The sequence below is a fragment of the Chitinophaga sp. 10T418 genome, from assembly GCF_056394125.1.
Genome location: NZ_JBFTHG010000004.1, coordinates 654,677 through 671,847 on the forward strand (window position 1 = coordinate 654,677; position 17,171 = coordinate 671,847).

19 protein-coding genes are annotated in these 17,171 nt (G+C 43.0%); 9 read left to right on the top strand and 10 right to left on the bottom strand.

The features are described 5' to 3' along the window. The first annotated feature begins 4 nt into the window (after positions 1-4). The 4 genes from AC1DCV_RS14890 (at position 5) to AC1DCV_RS14905 (ending at position 3,656) form a co-directional block, all read left to right on the top strand. Entirely contained in the window at positions 5-601 is a 597-nt protein-coding gene (locus tag AC1DCV_RS14890; RefSeq protein ID WP_133807858.1) for a NifU family protein, read from the top strand. Positions 602-733: 132 nt separating this feature from the next. Next, positions 734-2,431: a PNGase F N-terminal domain-containing protein gene (locus AC1DCV_RS14895; protein ID WP_477023868.1), complete on the top strand. Its 1,698-nt coding sequence runs from the start codon at positions 734-736 to the stop codon at positions 2,429-2,431. Between the two features lie 80 nt (positions 2,432-2,511). Then, positions 2,512-3,135, top strand: a complete 624-nt coding sequence (gene pnuC / locus AC1DCV_RS14900; protein ID WP_477023869.1) for a nicotinamide riboside transporter PnuC — start codon at positions 2,512-2,514, stop codon at positions 3,133-3,135. Further along, positions 3,132-3,656 (top strand): AAA family ATPase, encoded by a 525-nt coding sequence (locus tag AC1DCV_RS14905; RefSeq protein WP_477023870.1) that lies wholly within the window; start codon positions 3,132-3,134, stop codon positions 3,654-3,656. The genes pnuC and AC1DCV_RS14905 overlap by 4 nt, the downstream gene beginning before the upstream one ends. On the opposite strand, the gene mtgA is transcribed toward AC1DCV_RS14905, so the two are convergent. Beyond that, on the bottom strand, positions 3,657-4,373 hold the full coding sequence (gene mtgA, locus AC1DCV_RS14910) for a monofunctional biosynthetic peptidoglycan transglycosylase (protein WP_477023871.1): 717 nt from the start codon (positions 4,371-4,373) through the stop codon (positions 3,657-3,659). 75 nt (positions 4,374-4,448) lie between these two features. Here mtgA and AC1DCV_RS14915 point away from each other — a divergent pair, with 75 nt between their 5' ends. Next, the gene (locus tag AC1DCV_RS14915) at positions 4,449-5,066 is read left to right on the top strand and encodes an L-threonylcarbamoyladenylate synthase (protein WP_477023872.1); all 618 of its coding nucleotides are present in this window, start codon (positions 4,449-4,451) and stop codon (positions 5,064-5,066) included. Positions 5,067-5,079: 13 nt separating this feature from the next. Next, positions 5,080-5,376 (top strand): hypothetical protein, encoded by a 297-nt coding sequence (locus AC1DCV_RS14920; protein ID WP_477023873.1) that lies wholly within the window; start codon positions 5,080-5,082, stop codon positions 5,374-5,376. Between the two features lie 185 nt (positions 5,377-5,561). Here AC1DCV_RS14920 and AC1DCV_RS14925 read toward each other — a convergent pair whose 3' ends face one another. The 3 genes from AC1DCV_RS14925 to polA all read right to left on the bottom strand — a co-directional run bounded on the left by AC1DCV_RS14925 (position 5,562) and on the right by polA (position 10,303). After that, positions 5,562-6,707: a C1 family peptidase gene (locus AC1DCV_RS14925; protein ID WP_477023874.1), complete on the bottom strand. Its 1,146-nt coding sequence runs from the start codon at positions 6,705-6,707 to the stop codon at positions 5,562-5,564. A 127-nt stretch (positions 6,708-6,834) separates the two neighbouring features. Then, complete coding sequence (locus AC1DCV_RS14930; protein WP_441578335.1) at positions 6,835-7,359, bottom strand: GNAT family N-acetyltransferase; 525 nt, start codon at positions 7,357-7,359, stop codon at positions 6,835-6,837. 127 nt (positions 7,360-7,486) lie between these two features. After that, complete coding sequence (polA, locus tag AC1DCV_RS14935; RefSeq protein ID WP_477023875.1) at positions 7,487-10,303, bottom strand: DNA polymerase I; 2,817 nt, start codon at positions 10,301-10,303, stop codon at positions 7,487-7,489. A gap of 96 nt (positions 10,304-10,399) precedes the next feature. Here polA and AC1DCV_RS14940 point away from each other — a divergent pair, with 96 nt between their 5' ends. Next, positions 10,400-10,729 (top strand): arsenate reductase family protein, encoded by a 330-nt coding sequence (locus AC1DCV_RS14940; protein WP_477023876.1) that lies wholly within the window; start codon positions 10,400-10,402, stop codon positions 10,727-10,729. Positions 10,730-10,910: 181 nt separating this feature from the next. Here the strand turns inward: AC1DCV_RS14940 and AC1DCV_RS14945 are convergent, their stop codons facing one another. Further along, the gene (locus tag AC1DCV_RS14945; RefSeq protein WP_477023877.1) at positions 10,911-12,005 is read right to left on the bottom strand and encodes a glycosyltransferase; all 1,095 of its coding nucleotides are present in this window, start codon (positions 12,003-12,005) and stop codon (positions 10,911-10,913) included. A gap of 381 nt (positions 12,006-12,386) precedes the next feature. Between AC1DCV_RS14945 and AC1DCV_RS14950 the strand changes: the two genes are divergently transcribed. Next, on the top strand, positions 12,387-12,635 hold the full coding sequence (locus AC1DCV_RS14950) for a hypothetical protein (RefSeq protein ID WP_089764628.1): 249 nt from the start codon (positions 12,387-12,389) through the stop codon (positions 12,633-12,635). A gap of 118 nt (positions 12,636-12,753) precedes the next feature. Beyond that, positions 12,754-13,893, top strand: a complete 1,140-nt coding sequence (locus AC1DCV_RS14955; RefSeq protein WP_477023878.1) for a formimidoylglutamase — start codon at positions 12,754-12,756, stop codon at positions 13,891-13,893. A 64-nt stretch (positions 13,894-13,957) separates the two neighbouring features. Here AC1DCV_RS14955 and AC1DCV_RS14960 read toward each other — a convergent pair whose 3' ends face one another. From AC1DCV_RS14960 to AC1DCV_RS14980, 5 genes are read right to left on the bottom strand one after another with little or no spacing between them, the layout of a single operon-like run. Beyond that, a complete protein-coding gene (locus AC1DCV_RS14960) occupies positions 13,958-14,359 on the bottom strand; it encodes a lysozyme inhibitor LprI family protein (protein WP_477023879.1) in 402 nt (133 codons plus the stop codon). Positions 14,360-14,414: 55 nt separating this feature from the next. Then, positions 14,415-14,816, bottom strand: a complete 402-nt coding sequence (locus AC1DCV_RS14965; RefSeq protein ID WP_477023880.1) for a lysozyme inhibitor LprI family protein — start codon at positions 14,814-14,816, stop codon at positions 14,415-14,417. 4 nt (positions 14,817-14,820) lie between these two features. Next, positions 14,821-15,624 carry a class I SAM-dependent methyltransferase gene (locus tag AC1DCV_RS14970; RefSeq protein ID WP_477023881.1) on the bottom strand — a complete coding sequence of 268 codons (804 nt, stop codon included), beginning with the start codon at positions 15,622-15,624 and terminating at the stop codon, positions 14,821-14,823. 29 nt (positions 15,625-15,653) lie between these two features. Continuing rightward, on the bottom strand, positions 15,654-15,845 hold the full coding sequence (locus AC1DCV_RS14975; protein ID WP_477023882.1) for a hypothetical protein: 192 nt from the start codon (positions 15,843-15,845) through the stop codon (positions 15,654-15,656). Between the two features lie 42 nt (positions 15,846-15,887). After that, positions 15,888-17,168 (bottom strand): M16 family metallopeptidase, encoded by a 1,281-nt coding sequence (locus tag AC1DCV_RS14980; protein WP_477023883.1) that lies wholly within the window; start codon positions 17,166-17,168, stop codon positions 15,888-15,890. Positions 17,169-17,171: the final 3 nt, after the last annotated feature.

Consider the following 17,171-nt stretch of genomic DNA (forward strand, 5'->3'; position numbering starts at 1 on the left):
TAAAATGATTAAAACAGGAAATCCAATCATCAGCATATATACGGAAATGACGCCTAACCCGGAAACCATGAAGTTTGTGGCAAACAAACTTCTGTATCCTGGTAAAAGCATTGATTTCCCGGATGAAGCCAGCGCTAAACCATCTCCTTTAGCCATCGAGTTGTTTAGCTTCCCTTTCATTAGAGGGGTGTTTATTATGGCTAACTTTATTACGCTTACCAAAACCAGCGAAACTGACTGGAACGATATAATTCCTACGGTAAAAGCCTTCCTGAAGGAATACCTGGAAGACTCCCGCCCTGTTATCAACGAAGATGAGGTAGTGATTACCAAAGACACTGCCAGCAACGAAGTGAGTGCAGATGACACGGATGTGGTAAAACGTATCAAGGAATTACTTGAAAACTACGTGAAACCGGCTGTAGAAATGGATGGCGGCGCCATTCAGTTCAAAGATTACGACAACGGTACGGTAACACTGATGTTACAAGGTTCTTGCTCAGGCTGTCCCTCTTCCATGATTACGCTCAAAGCCGGCATTGAAGGCATGATGAAGCGTATGATCCCTGAAGTGAAGGAAGTTGTGGCAGAAGCCGAATAAGCCATAGTTGAGTGAATGATAGTGTTAAACGAAAGCACAGTCTTAATGGCTGTGCTTTTTTTTAGCGTTGTAGCCGTTGGGGTTGATAAATACTCACCGTTGCACGCAGACGAATAAAAGCTAAAAAAGCAGATGAAAGGATTATTACTGGTATTTGCCGGTCTGGCCCTCGCCATGCAGCCGGCACAAGCCCAAAGAAAGAACGGCGTGGATAGCGCATCCGCCGTTATTACCTATGGCTTCGGCAGCAATGGTAAAACCATACCCGGCAATGAACTGCAGTTGTTCGTAGATCATCAGCGCGGTCACATCGTTTCCGGCAAAGGGAAACAGAAAGAACAACAGTTCCTGCAAATGTCTGAACAAGTAACCTTGCAGGTATTAAGTCTTCCTAACAACGAAGTATACACGCTGAAAAAATCGTTTAGCGAATACGCTACGCCGGAATTACTGCCGGATACCGCTACCATCCTGGGATATGTTTGTAAGAAAGCAAAACTCTTTATCCGTTCCAATACTATTGAAGTATGGTACACCAATGCCCTGACATTGAAAGGAACGCCTAACATCACTATTGCTCCGGGCCTTGGACTGGTGCTTAAAATCGTACGCAACGGTAACAGTGAGACCCTGGCAAAGAAAATAACCTATCGTAAAATAACGGACGCAGAGTTGGCCTGGCCAACCAATACCGGTACTATGGTAAATGATGCCGCCTACATGAGGCAGGTAATCGACAGCCGTTATACTACGCTCCCTGTTTTTAACCAGGAACAGATCAGCTGGGGAAATAATCCAGCCAACCCACAGGGGGAACAATTAAATCAAACTTATCATTACGCTGGTGGTACAGTTATACTGAAAAAAGTATCGCTGCCTGCGGTAAAGAAAGGTGAAACACTTTTTGCAGAGCTTACCCAATACTCTAATGGCGATGCTTATGACAGAACGGGTTCTGTATTTATGATACCGGCAGACAAAGCCACCTCTTTCCTGGATGGTTTACAAAAAGGCGTACAGGCCTTACCGTTATTCACGGCTAACAATGGTAACCCATACCATGGCATGGTAGCTACAGACAACTATTTACCGGCATTGGAAATACTACGCTTCTTCACGCCATTCGGGGTAAGACAGTTTAATAACCAGGTGAAAATAGCCGGTTATAACTGGGCAGATTCAGTGATCTATAAACAGGATATTACAGAGCTGCATAATCGCCTCCAGGGCGATGTATGGCTGGGTGTATATATTGGCAACTATGATAAAGGTGGCCATAAAGTAAGCCTTAGCCTTAAATATTATCCAGGTGATCCGGAAGATGAAAATCGCCCCGCTCCCAACTGGATATACCCAATCTTTAACACGACTAACCTGATGGAAATGGCCGGACAGGAATATGCTACCCTGTTCGACAAAGATTCTCTGAAGGTGACGGTGAATATTCCGGAAGGACTTAAGAACGTGCAACTGCGCTTTCTTACTACCGGCCACGGTGGCTGGGGTGGCGGCGATGAGTTCAATCCAAAACAGAATGAAATTTTTGTAGATGGTAAACGGATCTATCATTTTATTCCATGGCGGACAGATTGTGCCACTTATCGCCTGTCTAATCCGGCTTCCGGTAACTTCGGCAATGGCTTGTCCTCTTCTGATCTGAGTCGTTCCAACTGGTGCCCGGGTACGCTCACTTCACCGGTAATTATTTCGCTGCCGGATATCACACCAGGGTTGCATACCATACAGGTGGCTATTCCACAGGGCAAGCCCGAAGGTAGCAGCCAGAGTTTCTGGAATGTATCGGGAACACTGATTGGAGAAAAAAAATAGTTTTGTTGTCAATAGTTGCTGCGGAAATTTGAGGCAGCAACTATTGACAACATCTGGGAAAATTTATCCACTTTCGCACTATGAATGATTTATACCAGGGCTTTTTGGACGGCCTGCATCAAATGACTTTACTGGAAGGAATAGCTGTATTCTTTGCTGTCTTGTCGGTCATCTTTCAAAAAAATAATAATATCCTGGTATATCCTACGGGTATTATCAGTACTGGTATTTACACTTATCTCTTGTCGCGTGCGCATTTTAAGCTGTATGCCGATGCCACGCTGAATGCCTATTACCTCATTATGAGCGTATACGGTTGGATATACTGGGCAAAGAAAGGCCCTTCAGAACCGGTAACTCCCATTATGAGAAGTAGCAGCAGGGAGTTGACGACCGCCATTTTTATTGCGCTGGCCGGCTGGGGAATTTTCTACTTCCTGTTAAGCCGTTTTTCGGACTCCAATGTACCAGTGATGGATGCTTTTGTTTCTGCCAGTGCCTGCGCAGGTATGTGGTTGTTGGCAAAGCGAAAACTGGAAAACTGGATATTGCTGAATATATCTAACCTGGTGGCCATACCATTGCTGTTTTATAAGCACCTTTATCTGACAGCGCTGCTTACTGTGTTTTTATTTATCATTGCCATATTCGGGTATATTGGCTGGAGAGCAATTGTGCAGCAAAGAGAAACTTCTCATCAATGAAGAAAGTAGTTGTTATAGGTCCTGAATCTACAGGCAAGAGTACCCTCAGCGAAAAGCTGGCGGCCCATTTTAATACGGTGTGGACACCGGAATATGCCCGTGAATATATTGACCAGCTCGATCGTCCTTATGAGCAAAACGATCTGCTGGAAATAGCTGCCGGTCAGATAGCACTGGAGCATCAACAGGCCATGAAAGCAAATAAGGTCCTTATTTGTGATACTGATTTGTATGTAATAAAAGTATGGAGTGAGCATAAATACGGAAATTGTGATCCCCGCATCTTAAAGCAGATTGCCAAACAACATTGTGATCTCTATCTGCTGACTTACATTGATCTGCCCTGGGAAGAAGATCCACAAAGAGAATACCCTGATCCGGATATGCGTACTTATTTCTATAACATTTATAAAGATATTGTGATGGCTTCCGGTGCCCGCTGGCAGGAAATCAGGGGGAGTTATGAAGAGCGCGAAGCGCTTGCTATTGCGACCGTACAGCAATTACTGGACCTGCCATAATTATTTTCTCCCCGTTACCAGTTCCATAATATCCGGATCAGGCGCCAGGTTACGCATTTGTACGAGGATTTTGCGCTGACGGTAACTGGTAATTCTTGCCGGTGGATTAATTGTGTATTTAACAGGATTCGGCAAACAGGCGGCTATCATCGCAGCTTCTTCGCGGTTAAGACTGGCCGCATTTTTATTGTAATTGGCCAGGGATGCTGCTTCTACGCCAAATACTCCTTCACCCATTTCTGCTACATTAAGATATACTTCKAGGATACGCTGCTTGCCCCATATTTTTTCAATCATGAAAGTAAAGTACACTTCCAGTCCTTTACGAAACCAGCTACGGCCCTGCCACAGGAATACATTTTTTGCTACCTGTTGACTGATGGTGCTGGCTCCTTTTATTTTTTTACTCTGTTGGTTATGCTTCATTGCCTTTTCAATAGACTTGAAGTCAAAGCCGTTGTGGTCGGTGAAGAGCTGATCTTCGCTGGCTATCACCGCGAGTTTGGCGTGCTGTGATATTTCATCATAGCTTACCCATGTTTTTTGCAATTTTTTATCTGTTCCCCAGAGACTAAACCAGCTGGAGATTTCAGTGATGGTAATAGGCGGATTCACCCATTTCAACAGGATGATATAAACAAATTGTGCAACAATTAAAACCAGTAGTACTCTCCTCAATCTCCTCCACGTTCTGGGTACAATGCCTTTTAAATTCATCGCGTAGGTTTAGAAAAATCGGGCCGAAAGGTAGGCTAAAAAGCTGAAAGTGAAACACAATCGTTAACTTTATATATGCTATTAAACGTACACCCTGATAACCCGAATCCGCGCCATTTGAAAACAATTGTAGAATGTTTGAAAGATGGGGGGATCATTATTTATCCTACTGATACGGTATACGGTTTAGGCTGTGATATTACCCAACATAAAGCCATAGAACGTATTGCGCGGATTAAACAGATAGACCCAAAAAAGGCGCACTTTTCCTTCATCTGTTATGACCTGAGTCATTTATCTGATTATGCGAAAAGTGTGGATACGCCTATATTCAGGATGTTGAAAAAAGCATTGCCGGGTCCATATACTTTTATTTTACCAGCCAGCCGGTTGGTGCCCAAGTTGCTGAAGACGAAGAAAGACACCGTAGGTATAAGGGTGCCGGACAATAATATTTGCCGCACCATTGTAAAGGAGCTGGGTAATCCACTGATGAGTACCACCCTGCCCATAGAAGATTATGTAGAAGAATATACGGATCCGGAAATCATTTATGAGAAGTTTGGAAAGCAGGTAGACATTGTAGTAGACGGCGGCCCTGGAGGCATGTCGTTTTCCACAGTGGTAGATTGTACTGGTGCTGAGCCGGTATTGATTCGCGAAGGAATTGGCAGTTTCGAGGAAATATCCTGATAAAATAATTTTTATGAAAAGGAGATGGTGGGTATTGGTCGTTGGTATTGTGTTGGGCAGCAAAGTTGCCGGGGCACAAACATTTGCACTGAAGCCGGTGAAGTTATTACCGGTTGCTAAAACTACTTATCTCCCGCCTGTTCCCCCACCCGTTTACCCCGTTTATATGATGGCGCCTGATACTTATTACAGGCAACACTTCGGTTTTTTCTGCAAACAGGAATGGACCTGGCAAAAGCATACGGGCTTGCCGGTAAAACTCCGTTTGGGTAATTATTCTTACACACAACAGCTGGAAGGAAAGCATTAAAATCTTTTATGATATTGGTGTTGGCCGGTAATGATTGACATTGTCAACTAAGTATATTTGCCAGAAGCAAATATATTTTCTGAGTGGTTAGCCATTGGCAGTTAGCTTTCAGTAAATGTAAGGGATGATAAAATATTGATCTTCGCTGCATTTACTAAAAGCTAAAAGCTAACTGCTAATGGCTATTATTTAATACCCAGTTTCTTTGCAACATCTGCCGGTAAAGCTTTTTTGTTTACCATGAAGCAGGTGGTTTTATATGCGAAGTAAGGTTCAGAAGCATAGAAATATCCCTGGCCAGGATTGTCTGTACCCCAGGAGTTTTTCACGCGGAAATATTTGTTGCCGTTCTGATCTTTTGCCAGACCTACAATGTGCATACCGTGATCATCCTGTGTTTCGAAGTTATCGAAGGCCTGCTGACGCAGTTCAGGAGTGATGGTTTTTTCTTTACCTGGTACCAGGAAGGCGTTTCTCTTTTCTTCAGCAGACATGTCGGCCCAATCCTTTTCAGGAACGATCGCCAGACCATCTTTAAAGTTGAAGCCTTTTTCACTTACATCTGCAGCCCATGCAATGGAGTAACCATTCATGATGGCATTTTCAGCGATGTTAGTAAAGTCATTCAGGTTTACGTTGTATACTTTCTCCCAATTCCAGTTGTCCGGAACTTCCAGTACAAACTGTGAATTGTAAGGATGGTGTGTAAAAGAAGAAATCAGTACATAGTCATCTGCATTGATACCCAGTTCTTTTGCAAAAGACTGCGGCGTGTAGCTTTTACCGTTATACTGAAATTTCTCAGGTGCTTCTCCCATATAGGCATTCAGGACACCATCAAAAGCTTTAGACCAGTTAGGGTTGATAGTGCCGGAGGCATTACCGATTTTATTGGCCATACCTTCCAGGAGACTTTCCATTTCGGCGTGGTTATACATTTTGTCTTTGTTGCCATCGTATACGCTCTGTGGAACCAGACCGTATTCGCGGAGGCACAACAAATCATCCGGGAATCCACCACCTTCACCGAAGTTGGCTTTACCATGCATACGTACATAATTCGCAGCTTTCAATGGATACATTTTACGTACCACATACATTTCGCTGAGATTCAGGCCCTTGTTTTTGCCTGTGCGCAGTATTTCTGATTCAAAAAAAGACAAGCCGGAGAAAGACCAGCAAGTACCAGTACGTCCCTGGTTCTGTACATCACCCGCATCCAGATTCTTTAAAACAGTGAACTGGTATTTGCTTCCCTCCACATTGGTATTGTTTTGTGCAAATGCGCCTATGCTGCAAAGCATGGCTGCACACATCATCCATTTCTTCATGGTGTATAATGATTGATTTTTAAGACAAGGACCAAAAATAAGGGAAAGCAGGTATTTGACTGGTGAAAAGATGGATGAACGGAGCTTGCTACAGCTACTGATTTAACATTGTTCAGATGAATTACAGTTATTTTTCCTGGTACTGACCTCGGGTAATCTCCCATTCCCAGAGATCTTCTCCTTCTTTATTTTTAATAGTACCTACAAATCGCATTCCTGCTTTTTGTAATATTTTAACGGAAGCATTGTATTCTTCCTCTGTATGGGCAATCACACGTTTTACGTAAGAATGCCCAAAGGCAAATCTGATCAGGGCTTCTGCCATTTCTGTGCCCAGTCCTTTTTCCCGGTAATCTGCGGTTATTTCATACCCCATTTCTACCAGCCCTTCTTCATTGGGCTTGCCTTTAAATCCGCCTGCACCAATCAGGCGCTTATCGGCGCGATGTAATACCAGGTAAAAGAACCAGCCCAGCATGGCAGGATCATTGCGTAACTTATCATATGCTACAAGGACCATTTCGGGATATTCTGTCCACCCGTCCTGAATAGAAATGCCAAGCAGGTCGGCCAGATGATCGTTGCCCTGTAATAGCAATTCGAAATGCTCTAGTGAGCACGGCAACAATTGTAGTCGAGGTGTTTGGATCATATTTGAAAACTAGTAAACTGTTTTGGGAAATACAATAGCGGGAGCAAGCTTTTTAGCTTTTAGCCAATACCGCGAAGATCATTCGCTGCATTTGCCAAAAGCTAAAAGCTAACCGCTAAAAGCTGTATCAATGCGCTTCTAGCCAGTTATTACCAATACCCATTTCTGCTTCTACGGGAACAGACAGTGGTAAGGCATTACGCATAAGATCTAATATAAGGGGTTTAATGATCTCTAATTCGGAACGATGTGCATCAAACACCAATTCATCATGCACCTGCAAGAGCATGCGGGATTTAAGATTTCGTTCCTTAAATGCTTTATGGATCGATATCATGGCCAGCTTAATCATATCGGCCGCGGTACCCTGAATAGGCATATTGATCGCATTCCTCTCTGCAAAGCCACGCACTACCGCGTTGGAGGAGTTGATATCTTTCAACCATCTTTTCCTGCCCAACAGGGTTTGTACATAACCATTCTCCTGCGCAAACTTCACCTGGTCTTCCATGTATTGCTTGATAGATGGATATTGCGCAAAATAATTGTCGATCAGCATTTTCGCTTCTGCACGCGGAATACCGAGGTTCTCTGATAATCCGAAAGCACTTACACCATAGATAATCCCGAAGTTCACACTTTTCGCATTGCGGCGCATATCCGATGTAACAGCATCCAGCTCTACATTATATACCTTGGCCGCAGTAGCCGTGTGAATATCTATTCCATTTTGAAACGCTGCAGACATTTCTTTGTCTTCACTAATCGCTGCAATAATACGCAGTTCTATCTGCGAGTAATCCGCAGATAACAATACGTACTCTTCATTGCGCGGAATAAACGCTTTGCGTATTTCACGCCCCCTGTCTGTGCGGATAGGAATGTTCTGCAGGTTTGGATTATTGGAGCTTAAACGCCCGGTAACAGCTACCGCCTGATTATAGGAAGTGTGTACACGATTGGTCCGTTTATTCAGCAATAACGGTAACGAGTCTACGTAGGTAGATTTGAGTTTGCTCAGCTCACGGAAAATGAGAATATCTTCTACTATTTTATGTTTGTTGGAGAGCTTTTGCAGCACATCTTCACCAGTAGCATATTGGCCGGTACGCGTTTTCTTGGCTTTAGGATCCAGTTGTAACTTTTCAAACAGTACCTCTCCCAGTTGCTTGGGGGATGCCAGCTTGAACCGTACACCAGCCTGTTCGTATACACTTTCCTCTGCGCGTTTGATTTCTTTTTCCAGCTCTTTGGAATAGTCTGCCAGCGCCAGGGTATCAATGGCAATGCCTTCGTACTCCATGTCTGTCAGCACCGGTACCAGCGGATTTTCTATCTCGTAAAATACTTTGTCCACTGCTTTATCCGGCAGCATGGGCAAAAATACTTCTTTGAGTTGCAGGGTAACATCTGCATCTTCTGCCGCATATTCCTTGATCTTTTCAATTTCAACATCCCGCATGTTACCCTGCCCTTTTCCTTTTTTGCCAATGAGCGATTCTATGGAAACCGGCTCGTAGCCAAGGTATTGAGCGCTTAATACATCCATGCTTCTGCGTCCTTCCGGCTCAACGAGGTAATGTGCGAGCATGGTATCAAATACGGCAGTAGTAATATCCACACCATACCATTTCAGGATCAGCATATCATACTTCACATTTTGTCCTATCAGGATAATGCTCTTATGCTGAAACAGCGGCATGAATTCATGGATAATGGCACGGGCAGCAGTATTATCTGCCGGCAAAGGAATATAATATGCTTCTCCCTTTTTAAAAGCAAAGCTCATTCCTACAATATCCGCTTCGTTGGCGTCTGTACCAGTGGTTTCTGTATCAAAAGAAACTTCCTGCTGCTGCAGCAATTGGGCTAACAGTGCGGTTCTTTTTTCCAGCGTATCTACCACTTCATACTGATGCGGCGTATTGTGAATATTTTTATCAGCCATCAGGATGTTACCTGATTCAACGATCTCTGTGGTAACCGTAATTTCTTCTGTAACGATGGCTGTTCCAAACAGGTCAGTTTGCACTACTCTTGGTTTGGCATCCGGACTGGCGCTACCGCCAAATCCCTCTCCCAGTATTCTTTTACCAAGGGTTTTGAATTCCAGTTCTGTAAATATGCTGGTGAGTTTTTCTTTATCACAGTCCTTGATGCAGAAGTCTTCTTCATGAAAGCTTACCGGCACATCTGTGATAATAGTAGCCAGTTCTTTAGACATGATCGCATTGTCGCGACCAGCTTTGATCTTCTCGCCCATTTTTCCGCCAATATTATCGGCATTTTCCAGTATATTTTCCAGGGAATGATATTGTGCCAGTAGTTTCATGGCGGTTTTTTCACCGATGCCCGCAATGCCCGGAATGTTATCCACGGCATCACCCATGAGACCTAAAATATCAATTACCTGGTGTACATCTTTGATCTGCCATTTCTCACAGATTTCCCTGGGCCCCATGATTTCTTCCTTGTTGCCCATGTACGGGGGTTTGTAGATAAAGATGTTATCTCTCACCAGTTGTCCGTAGTCTTTGTCCGGCGTTACCATGTATACGGTATAACCGGCGTCGGCGGCCTGCCAGGCCAGGGTACCTATTACGTCATCGGCCTCATAACCATCCAGCTCTACTACTGGAATATTAAACCCTTCTATGATGCGTTTAATATCCGGCAATGCATCCAGGAGATCCTCCGGTGCATCCTGCCGGTTAGCTTTATAATCAGTATAGGTAGTATGACGCTCAGTAGGCGCGTGCGTGTCAAACGCTACGGCCATATGAGTAGGCTTTTCTTTATTGATGAGATCCAGTAAAGTAGTGGTAAAACCAAACTGCGCATTGGTATTTCGACCCGCACTGGTGATGCGGGGATTCCTGATCAGGGCGTAATAAGCCCTGTAAATCAGTGCCATGGCGTCCAGTAAAAATAATTTCTTTTCCATCGCTAAACCTACAAGATTTAATTTGAATCTGCAAAATTAAGATAGTACCACAATATACGGTGAGGGTGTAACTTTAGTGCTGAAAAAAAGTAAGGAATGAATAAAATTTATCATCTGTCTACCTGCAGTACCTGTAAAAAAATACTGGAAGAAACCAATGCAAAAGAGCGTGGGTTTATTTTACAGGATATCAAGAAAGAAAAAATTACGCCGGAACAACTGGATGAAATGCATGCCTTGTCAGGTAGCTATGAGTCATTGTTTAGCCGCAGATCCCAACAGTACCGGCCTATGGGATTACATGAAAAAGATTTAAAGGAATCAGATTACCGGGACCTTATTCTACAGGAATATTCTTTTCTGAAACGGCCGGTGGCCATCGTTGGTGATAAGATCTACACCGGTGCGGATGTGAAAAATATTTAATCAGGGGTTGAATTCATTGCACTTCGGGTAAAGCGTATTTTTTACGGCCCTACTGAGGGGGAACTAATTTTGAATTTACATCACAAAATGACGATGCTGAAGTAAAGAATGAGTAATCCTTGTGACAAATCACCGGAGGCTGCCTGTTTTAACGCAGGCAGCCTCTTTTAGTGAAGAAGGTTTACAGGGATTGTACAAATTGTTGTACTACCTGCCGGTACTGGTTCATATCCTGTTCATGATGAAATGACCGGAATGGAAAGCGGGACGCTTCTTCCAATGCGGTTTTCAAATTGAATTGTTCTTGTGAAAGAGAATAAAAATATCCTTTTTCCATCAGGTATTCGCCCAGGTATACCTGTTCTGATTGGCCAGGTGTAGGGATAAGTATGGCTTTTTTATTCAGTTTTGCGAGGTCCATCAGGGTAGTATAGCCGGAGCGGCTTAACACCATGTCAGAAGCCAGCATGGCATCATTTAGTTCGCTGGCATTCAGGTGATTAATCTGTGTAACGCCGGGAGCTACCTGTTCATTCTGCGGTGTACCAGGCTTGCCACTTACGATTAGTGCCGTGATTTGCAACGACTTAATCTGATCCAGGATGAGTTTTTCCAGATTAGACCGTTGTGGTTCTGGTCCGGAGATCAATACCAGCAGGTCATATTTTTTTTCTACATTGGGTTTGGGCTCAAACCGGCTCAGGCAACCAATATAGGTAGTATGGGGCGGTAACTTGCCGGGGTGAGCCAACTCGCCAGAAAGATTATTCTCGCCGGCAAAATCCGGGATCCAGCAGGCGCCATATTTGTTAATAAAACTATAATTTATCTTTTGCAGGGTCCGCTCTATCCAACCACCGAAAGGTGTTTTTATCAGCAGCTGATGTGTGATGAAAACAGTGGGTATTTTTTTATGGTATAAGCCAAAACGGTTATCCGAAATAACTGCATTTATTTGATACTCAGCTACTATCTTCTTCAGCCATCGTTGCTCATACTTTATGGAGCGGTATATTTTGGGGATTTGCTGAATAATTTTCAACCCAAAAAACTGCCCTTTTTGCGCATATTTAATGCGATAGCCAGGTAGTGGAAATATGGTCAATTGCGGGAATTCCTGCTGCAATAAAGCAGCATGCTTTCCTTCAGCGGCAATAAAAACCTGACAACCTGCGTTTAGCATTTCATGGATCAAGGGAATATCCCGGGTGGCGTGGCCAAGGCCCCAGTCGAGGGGAATTATAAGAATTTTTCGGTCGGTTCGGATTGTGGACAAATAATTTAATATTTTTTACGAATTTAGCTTAAATTACAAATGGGCATTGTTAAGAAAAGGTAAACTCTTTTAGACAGGTTTTTAAATAATAGCTAAGTATATTAAACTGCAGTATGAAAAGTATAAAATGGATCGTAGTCATTTTTCTATGTGGAAGTTTAGCAATGGAGGGATGTAAGGTTTTTAAGAAAAACGATTGCGGTTGTCCTACCATGAATAAAAAACGAATGCACTGATAACGATCTGCTTGACAACTAACGAATTGACAACTAACGAAGACTTTGACAACAGCTGACAACTAACAATTTTTACCTTATCTTTTTGGATTATCCTTGATACCTGGCCAAACAATATTTCGGGGAACAGTCAAATTTTTTATTCATGAAACCTGTAGATAGAGATTTATTAATCTTGCTACATGAAGATAGGTACACGGAACAGCAGATACAATCTGCGGTGAGACAAATCAGCGAAATGCTTTCGTTGATTGAGACGATGGATTATCTCTGTGCAGTTATGGAAGTTATGGATTGTAACAAGAGTCGTATTACCAGCAAACGATCTGTGCTGGAAAAAGCAATTTCACGTAAGTCGCATAAGCCTTTCGAATTTATTATTCACAAGAACTAGTAGCTTTATCTCTACAAAATTCCCGTTATAGTAGTTTTGACCCGCTGCCTTATCTGTCCGATTTGCTTTTTTTTAAATTCTTGTTGTAAGTTCGCCATCAATTAAATCTAATTTACTGATGGCAGATTTTTCGCACCTGCAGGATTTTCTACATCCTGTTTCTAAGGCATTTCTCAACGATGACGAGGAGTATGATCCATTCCAAGTTGGCGGTGTGATTGATGTGTACGAAGACGATCACCAGCCGGACATCGATGCCGCTGATATTATTTTGTTGGGTGTAGGAGAAGAACGGGGAAGTGTATCCGGCAAAACAAATACAGGTGGGCCTGATGCTATTCGCCGTGAATTTTTCCGCTTGTACAACTGGCACCGCGATATTAAACTGGCAGATGTGGGCAACCTGCTGTCAGGCGCTTTTCTCGCGGATGCATATGCTGCAATGAAAACGGTTGTAGCAGAATTATTAGCAGCTAATAAAACAGTGATTATTTTAGGAGGGTCACATGACCTTACCTATCCACAATATAAGGCCTATGCTTCCCAGCAACTAATTATTGAGGCCACCGTAGCAGATGCACTGATTGATCTTAAAGAAGACTCCAGTGTGCGCAGTGAACGGTTTTTAATGGACATACTTACAGAACAACCCAATTACCTCCGGCATTACAATCATCTCGGTTTTCAAAGTTATTTCGTACATCCGCGGATGTTAGAAACGCTGGATAAATTACGCTTCGATTGTTTTAGGCTTGGACGTATTCGTGAGAATATGGAAGAAGCTGAACCCGTGTTGCGGCACTCCGATTTATTCAGTCTGGATATTAACATCATCCGGCATACTGATGCACCGGCCAACCAGCTTTCTCCTAATGGGTTTAGTGGTGAAGAAGCCTGTTCGCTGGCAAGATATGCGGGCATGAGCAGCCGTCTCTCCTCTTTTGGTATTTATGGTTATCGTCCGGAAAAAGATAAAGAACAACTCACTGCCAGGCAAATAGCTCAAATGCTATGGTATTTTATGGACGGGCGTGCGGTAAAGAATAAGGAAGCCTTGCTGGATGATCGGGATGCTTTCTGGGAATTTCATATAGCCTTCTCCGATATAGAAACTGTTTTTCTGAAAAGCAAAAAAACTGGCCGCTGGTGGATGCAGTTACCCGACAGGGAATTTGTTCCCTGCGCGTACAATGACTACCTCATGGCGAGTAATAACGAGATGCCGGAACGTTGGTTACGTCATCAGGAAAGGCTGTAGTCAATCCCCGATAGTAGCTGATTCTATTATTTGGATATGCTACCATATTCAAATAATAGAATCACTAAATATTAAGTAGTGTTCTTAATCGTGCTTTTAGAAAAGCGGCTTTGTTGTCTGTTGATATCATGTCATCGTCCAGGCCTTCCATGGTGCGTTTATGCATCTTCTCCACCCGCTCATCTATCTTCTTAAAATACTCTTCTTTTTTTTCTTCCCAGGCTCCTTGTTCTGTCTGGAGTTGTTGTTGCCGGCCCGGTGTGAGGCTGGAATAGAGGTGTTGTAAAGTGTGATTCAGTAAGCTATCCAGTTGTTTATAGTAAGTAACTGCACAGTTATACATGCGCTGGTTATTACCAAGACATTGCTGGTAGTGGGTTTCGAGTGTGTCCAGCGCTGATTGTTGTTTTTGTGAATACGCTTTGGTGCACAGAAAAACCAATAGGAATAGGACTAGGTTTCGCATAGGTACTGTGTGAGCAGCAAATATACGAAAATAACATTCTGAAAAATGTTAATATTTAATTGGCTTGTTTATCACCAATTGACCCGGTACATACATCGCCCTGGGGAAGTCCATTCAGCCATACCCGGAGTGCTTCGGTGCGTTGATGGGTTAATTCGGACAGGTAATTGGCTTTGCACATAGGAAATACACTACCATAACTTTTTGACGAAGCGGGGTACATGGCTTTCACCTGCGCATCCCGGAATTGTATCCAGATACGCTGCGCATCTTTCAGGTTTTGAATAAATGTTTTATTGGGCGCATAATCTTTCAGAATCAGCTGATAGATTTCATTCAGCTTTTTATCGGCATCCTTATATTCCTGTGCTGCCTGTTTATTCAGTTCTGCCTGTGACTGTGAAAATGCAGCCATACCACCTGTCATTAGTAAAAGAAAAATAAAAAGAGATTTCATGTAATTAAGGTTTGAAGAATTTAAATGAATATACCATTGGTAGTTTTCCTTCCATTCCCTTGATATAAAAGCGACCTTCTTTCTCAACGGTGTTATTAAAGCAGTTATAGGGAGAATAATCAAACTCCTGGAACACTTGTAGCTGCAAGCCTTGCCCGGTTAATGCGGAGATGATTTCACTCAATGGATGATTCCAGGAATAGGACTTATTTTGAATGTTGCTGCTACGGTCGGTATAAGTGCCTTCCGTTTCTTCTATAATAGTTTCTGTATTAAAGTAATCGTACGTGATGGCTTTAAACTGATCATCCAGCATCCAGAGTACCGGATGAAAATCTGCCATAATAAAATAGCCCCCTGGCTTTAGAAAATGATTGACTACCGCAGCCCATTTATCCAGGTCCGGTAGCCAGCCAATAGTACCGTAAGACGTGAATACACGGTCAAATGTACCGGTTAAATGTGCCGGGGCACTATAGAGATCACAACAAATAAAACTTGCGCTGTTTTCCAGTTGTAATTGCTTCGTAAATTCTTTGGCCTGGCGTATCGCTGCATCCGACAGGTCAACGCCGGTGACCTGTGCTCCCATTCTGGCCAGCGATAAGGTATCCTGTCCAAAATGACATTGCAGATGCAGGATATCCTGTTGCGTTACATCTCCCAGCAAAGTCAGTTCTATTTCCTTCAGTGATGTTTTACCGCTGAGGAAGCCAGGTACATCATAGAAGTCAGATGTAACATGAACGGCTGTACGTTTATTCCAGAGCTCTTTGTTCGTTGAAATATAATCTGCTGAAATTTCCATAATTGCTGATTTATATGAAAAGATACTCTTCATTTTCCATTTGTCGCTTGAAAGTTACTTTTGCTTTCAGGGCATTGAATACCTTTAAAAATTGTATCCAGCCAGGCATTGGTGGTGTTGTTTACTTCTTCAAAAGCATGGAGGGTAAAGGTTTCTTTTTCATTTGTTATTGCGATTTTACATGTATGATTCAGGGTTTCCAAAAATAAAAAGGTTTCCATTAATGGAAACCTTTTTAAACTCTTCTCAGATATGACTGTATCTTATATTACCACTAATTCATAGAAATCACCAGGTGTAAAGTATTGTTTAGCCAGGTGTTGTAATTCCTCAGCAGTAATTGTTTTGATTGTTTGAATATTATTATAGAAATAATTTTCGTCCAGGTCATTTAGTATCAGGTTTTTCCACCGCTGAATTAACTGGAAAGCGCCATCGAGGTCGCCCAGAATGGATCCTATCATGTAGTTGCGCACCAGGTCCAGCTCTTCTTTTGGAACCGGTTCCTCTTGCAGGCGTACCAATTCTTTATATACTTCACCGATGGTAGATTCACAAACATCCCGTCCTGCTTCTGTTTGTATATTCAGTGCGCTGGTTTGACGGAAGTTGTATAACTGGGAATAGATGCCATAAGTATATCCTTTTTCTTCCCGGATATTGCTCATTAACCGGGAGCCAAAGTAGCCACCGAATATGGTGTTTAATACCAGCATCTTTGGAAAATCAGGATGGTAGCGGTTAGGGAAATGACGTGCAATACGTACCGCGCCCTGTACGCCATTCTCATCATTGAAAATCCTGAACTTTTTTTCTTCAGCAGGCTGAATAGGCAGATCGAGCTTTACCAGGTGTGCCTCTCCATTCCATGGTGTGCTGCCGAAATATTTGTTCAGCAAAGCAATCATGTTGGCGGGTTGGTTGCCGGCTACAAAGATCTTGCAGTTGTTATAAGTATAATGCTTTTTATAAAACGCTTTCAGTCCTTCCGTTTGCAGGGCATCATAAGCCATCATGGTGCTTACGCGGCCATATGGGTGAAAGTCGCCAAACAGATATTTATCAATAAAGCGGTTGCCCACGAAATCGCATTTCAACAGGTTTACCGCCAGTTTTTGTTTCTGGTTCTGCTTGTACAGACTTAACTCTTCTTCCGGAAATATCGGATCAAGAATTACTTCCTGTAATATGGGTAACAGCACTTCTGTGTGTTTCGTCAGGCAGTGCAGTGTGTAGGTTGCATTTTCATGGTAGGCGTTACGGTTCAGATAGGCGCCATGATAATCTACACTTTCATTTATTTCCTGTGCGGTGTGTGTGCTGGTGCCATTCTTCATCAGGAAGTTGGTAGCAGCGGCTTCCAGGCTTTCGCTTTCATACCAGCTACCTGCCGGAAATACCAGTTCCAGTTGTAATGTTTCCTGCTCATCGGATTTCATTACGTACACGGGGATACCATTGTCCAGTTTGAACTGTTCATATGGTTTCAGCTTTATATCAAAATCCACCGCATCTTTAATGGGAGGGGCTATCGTTCTGTTCATCGG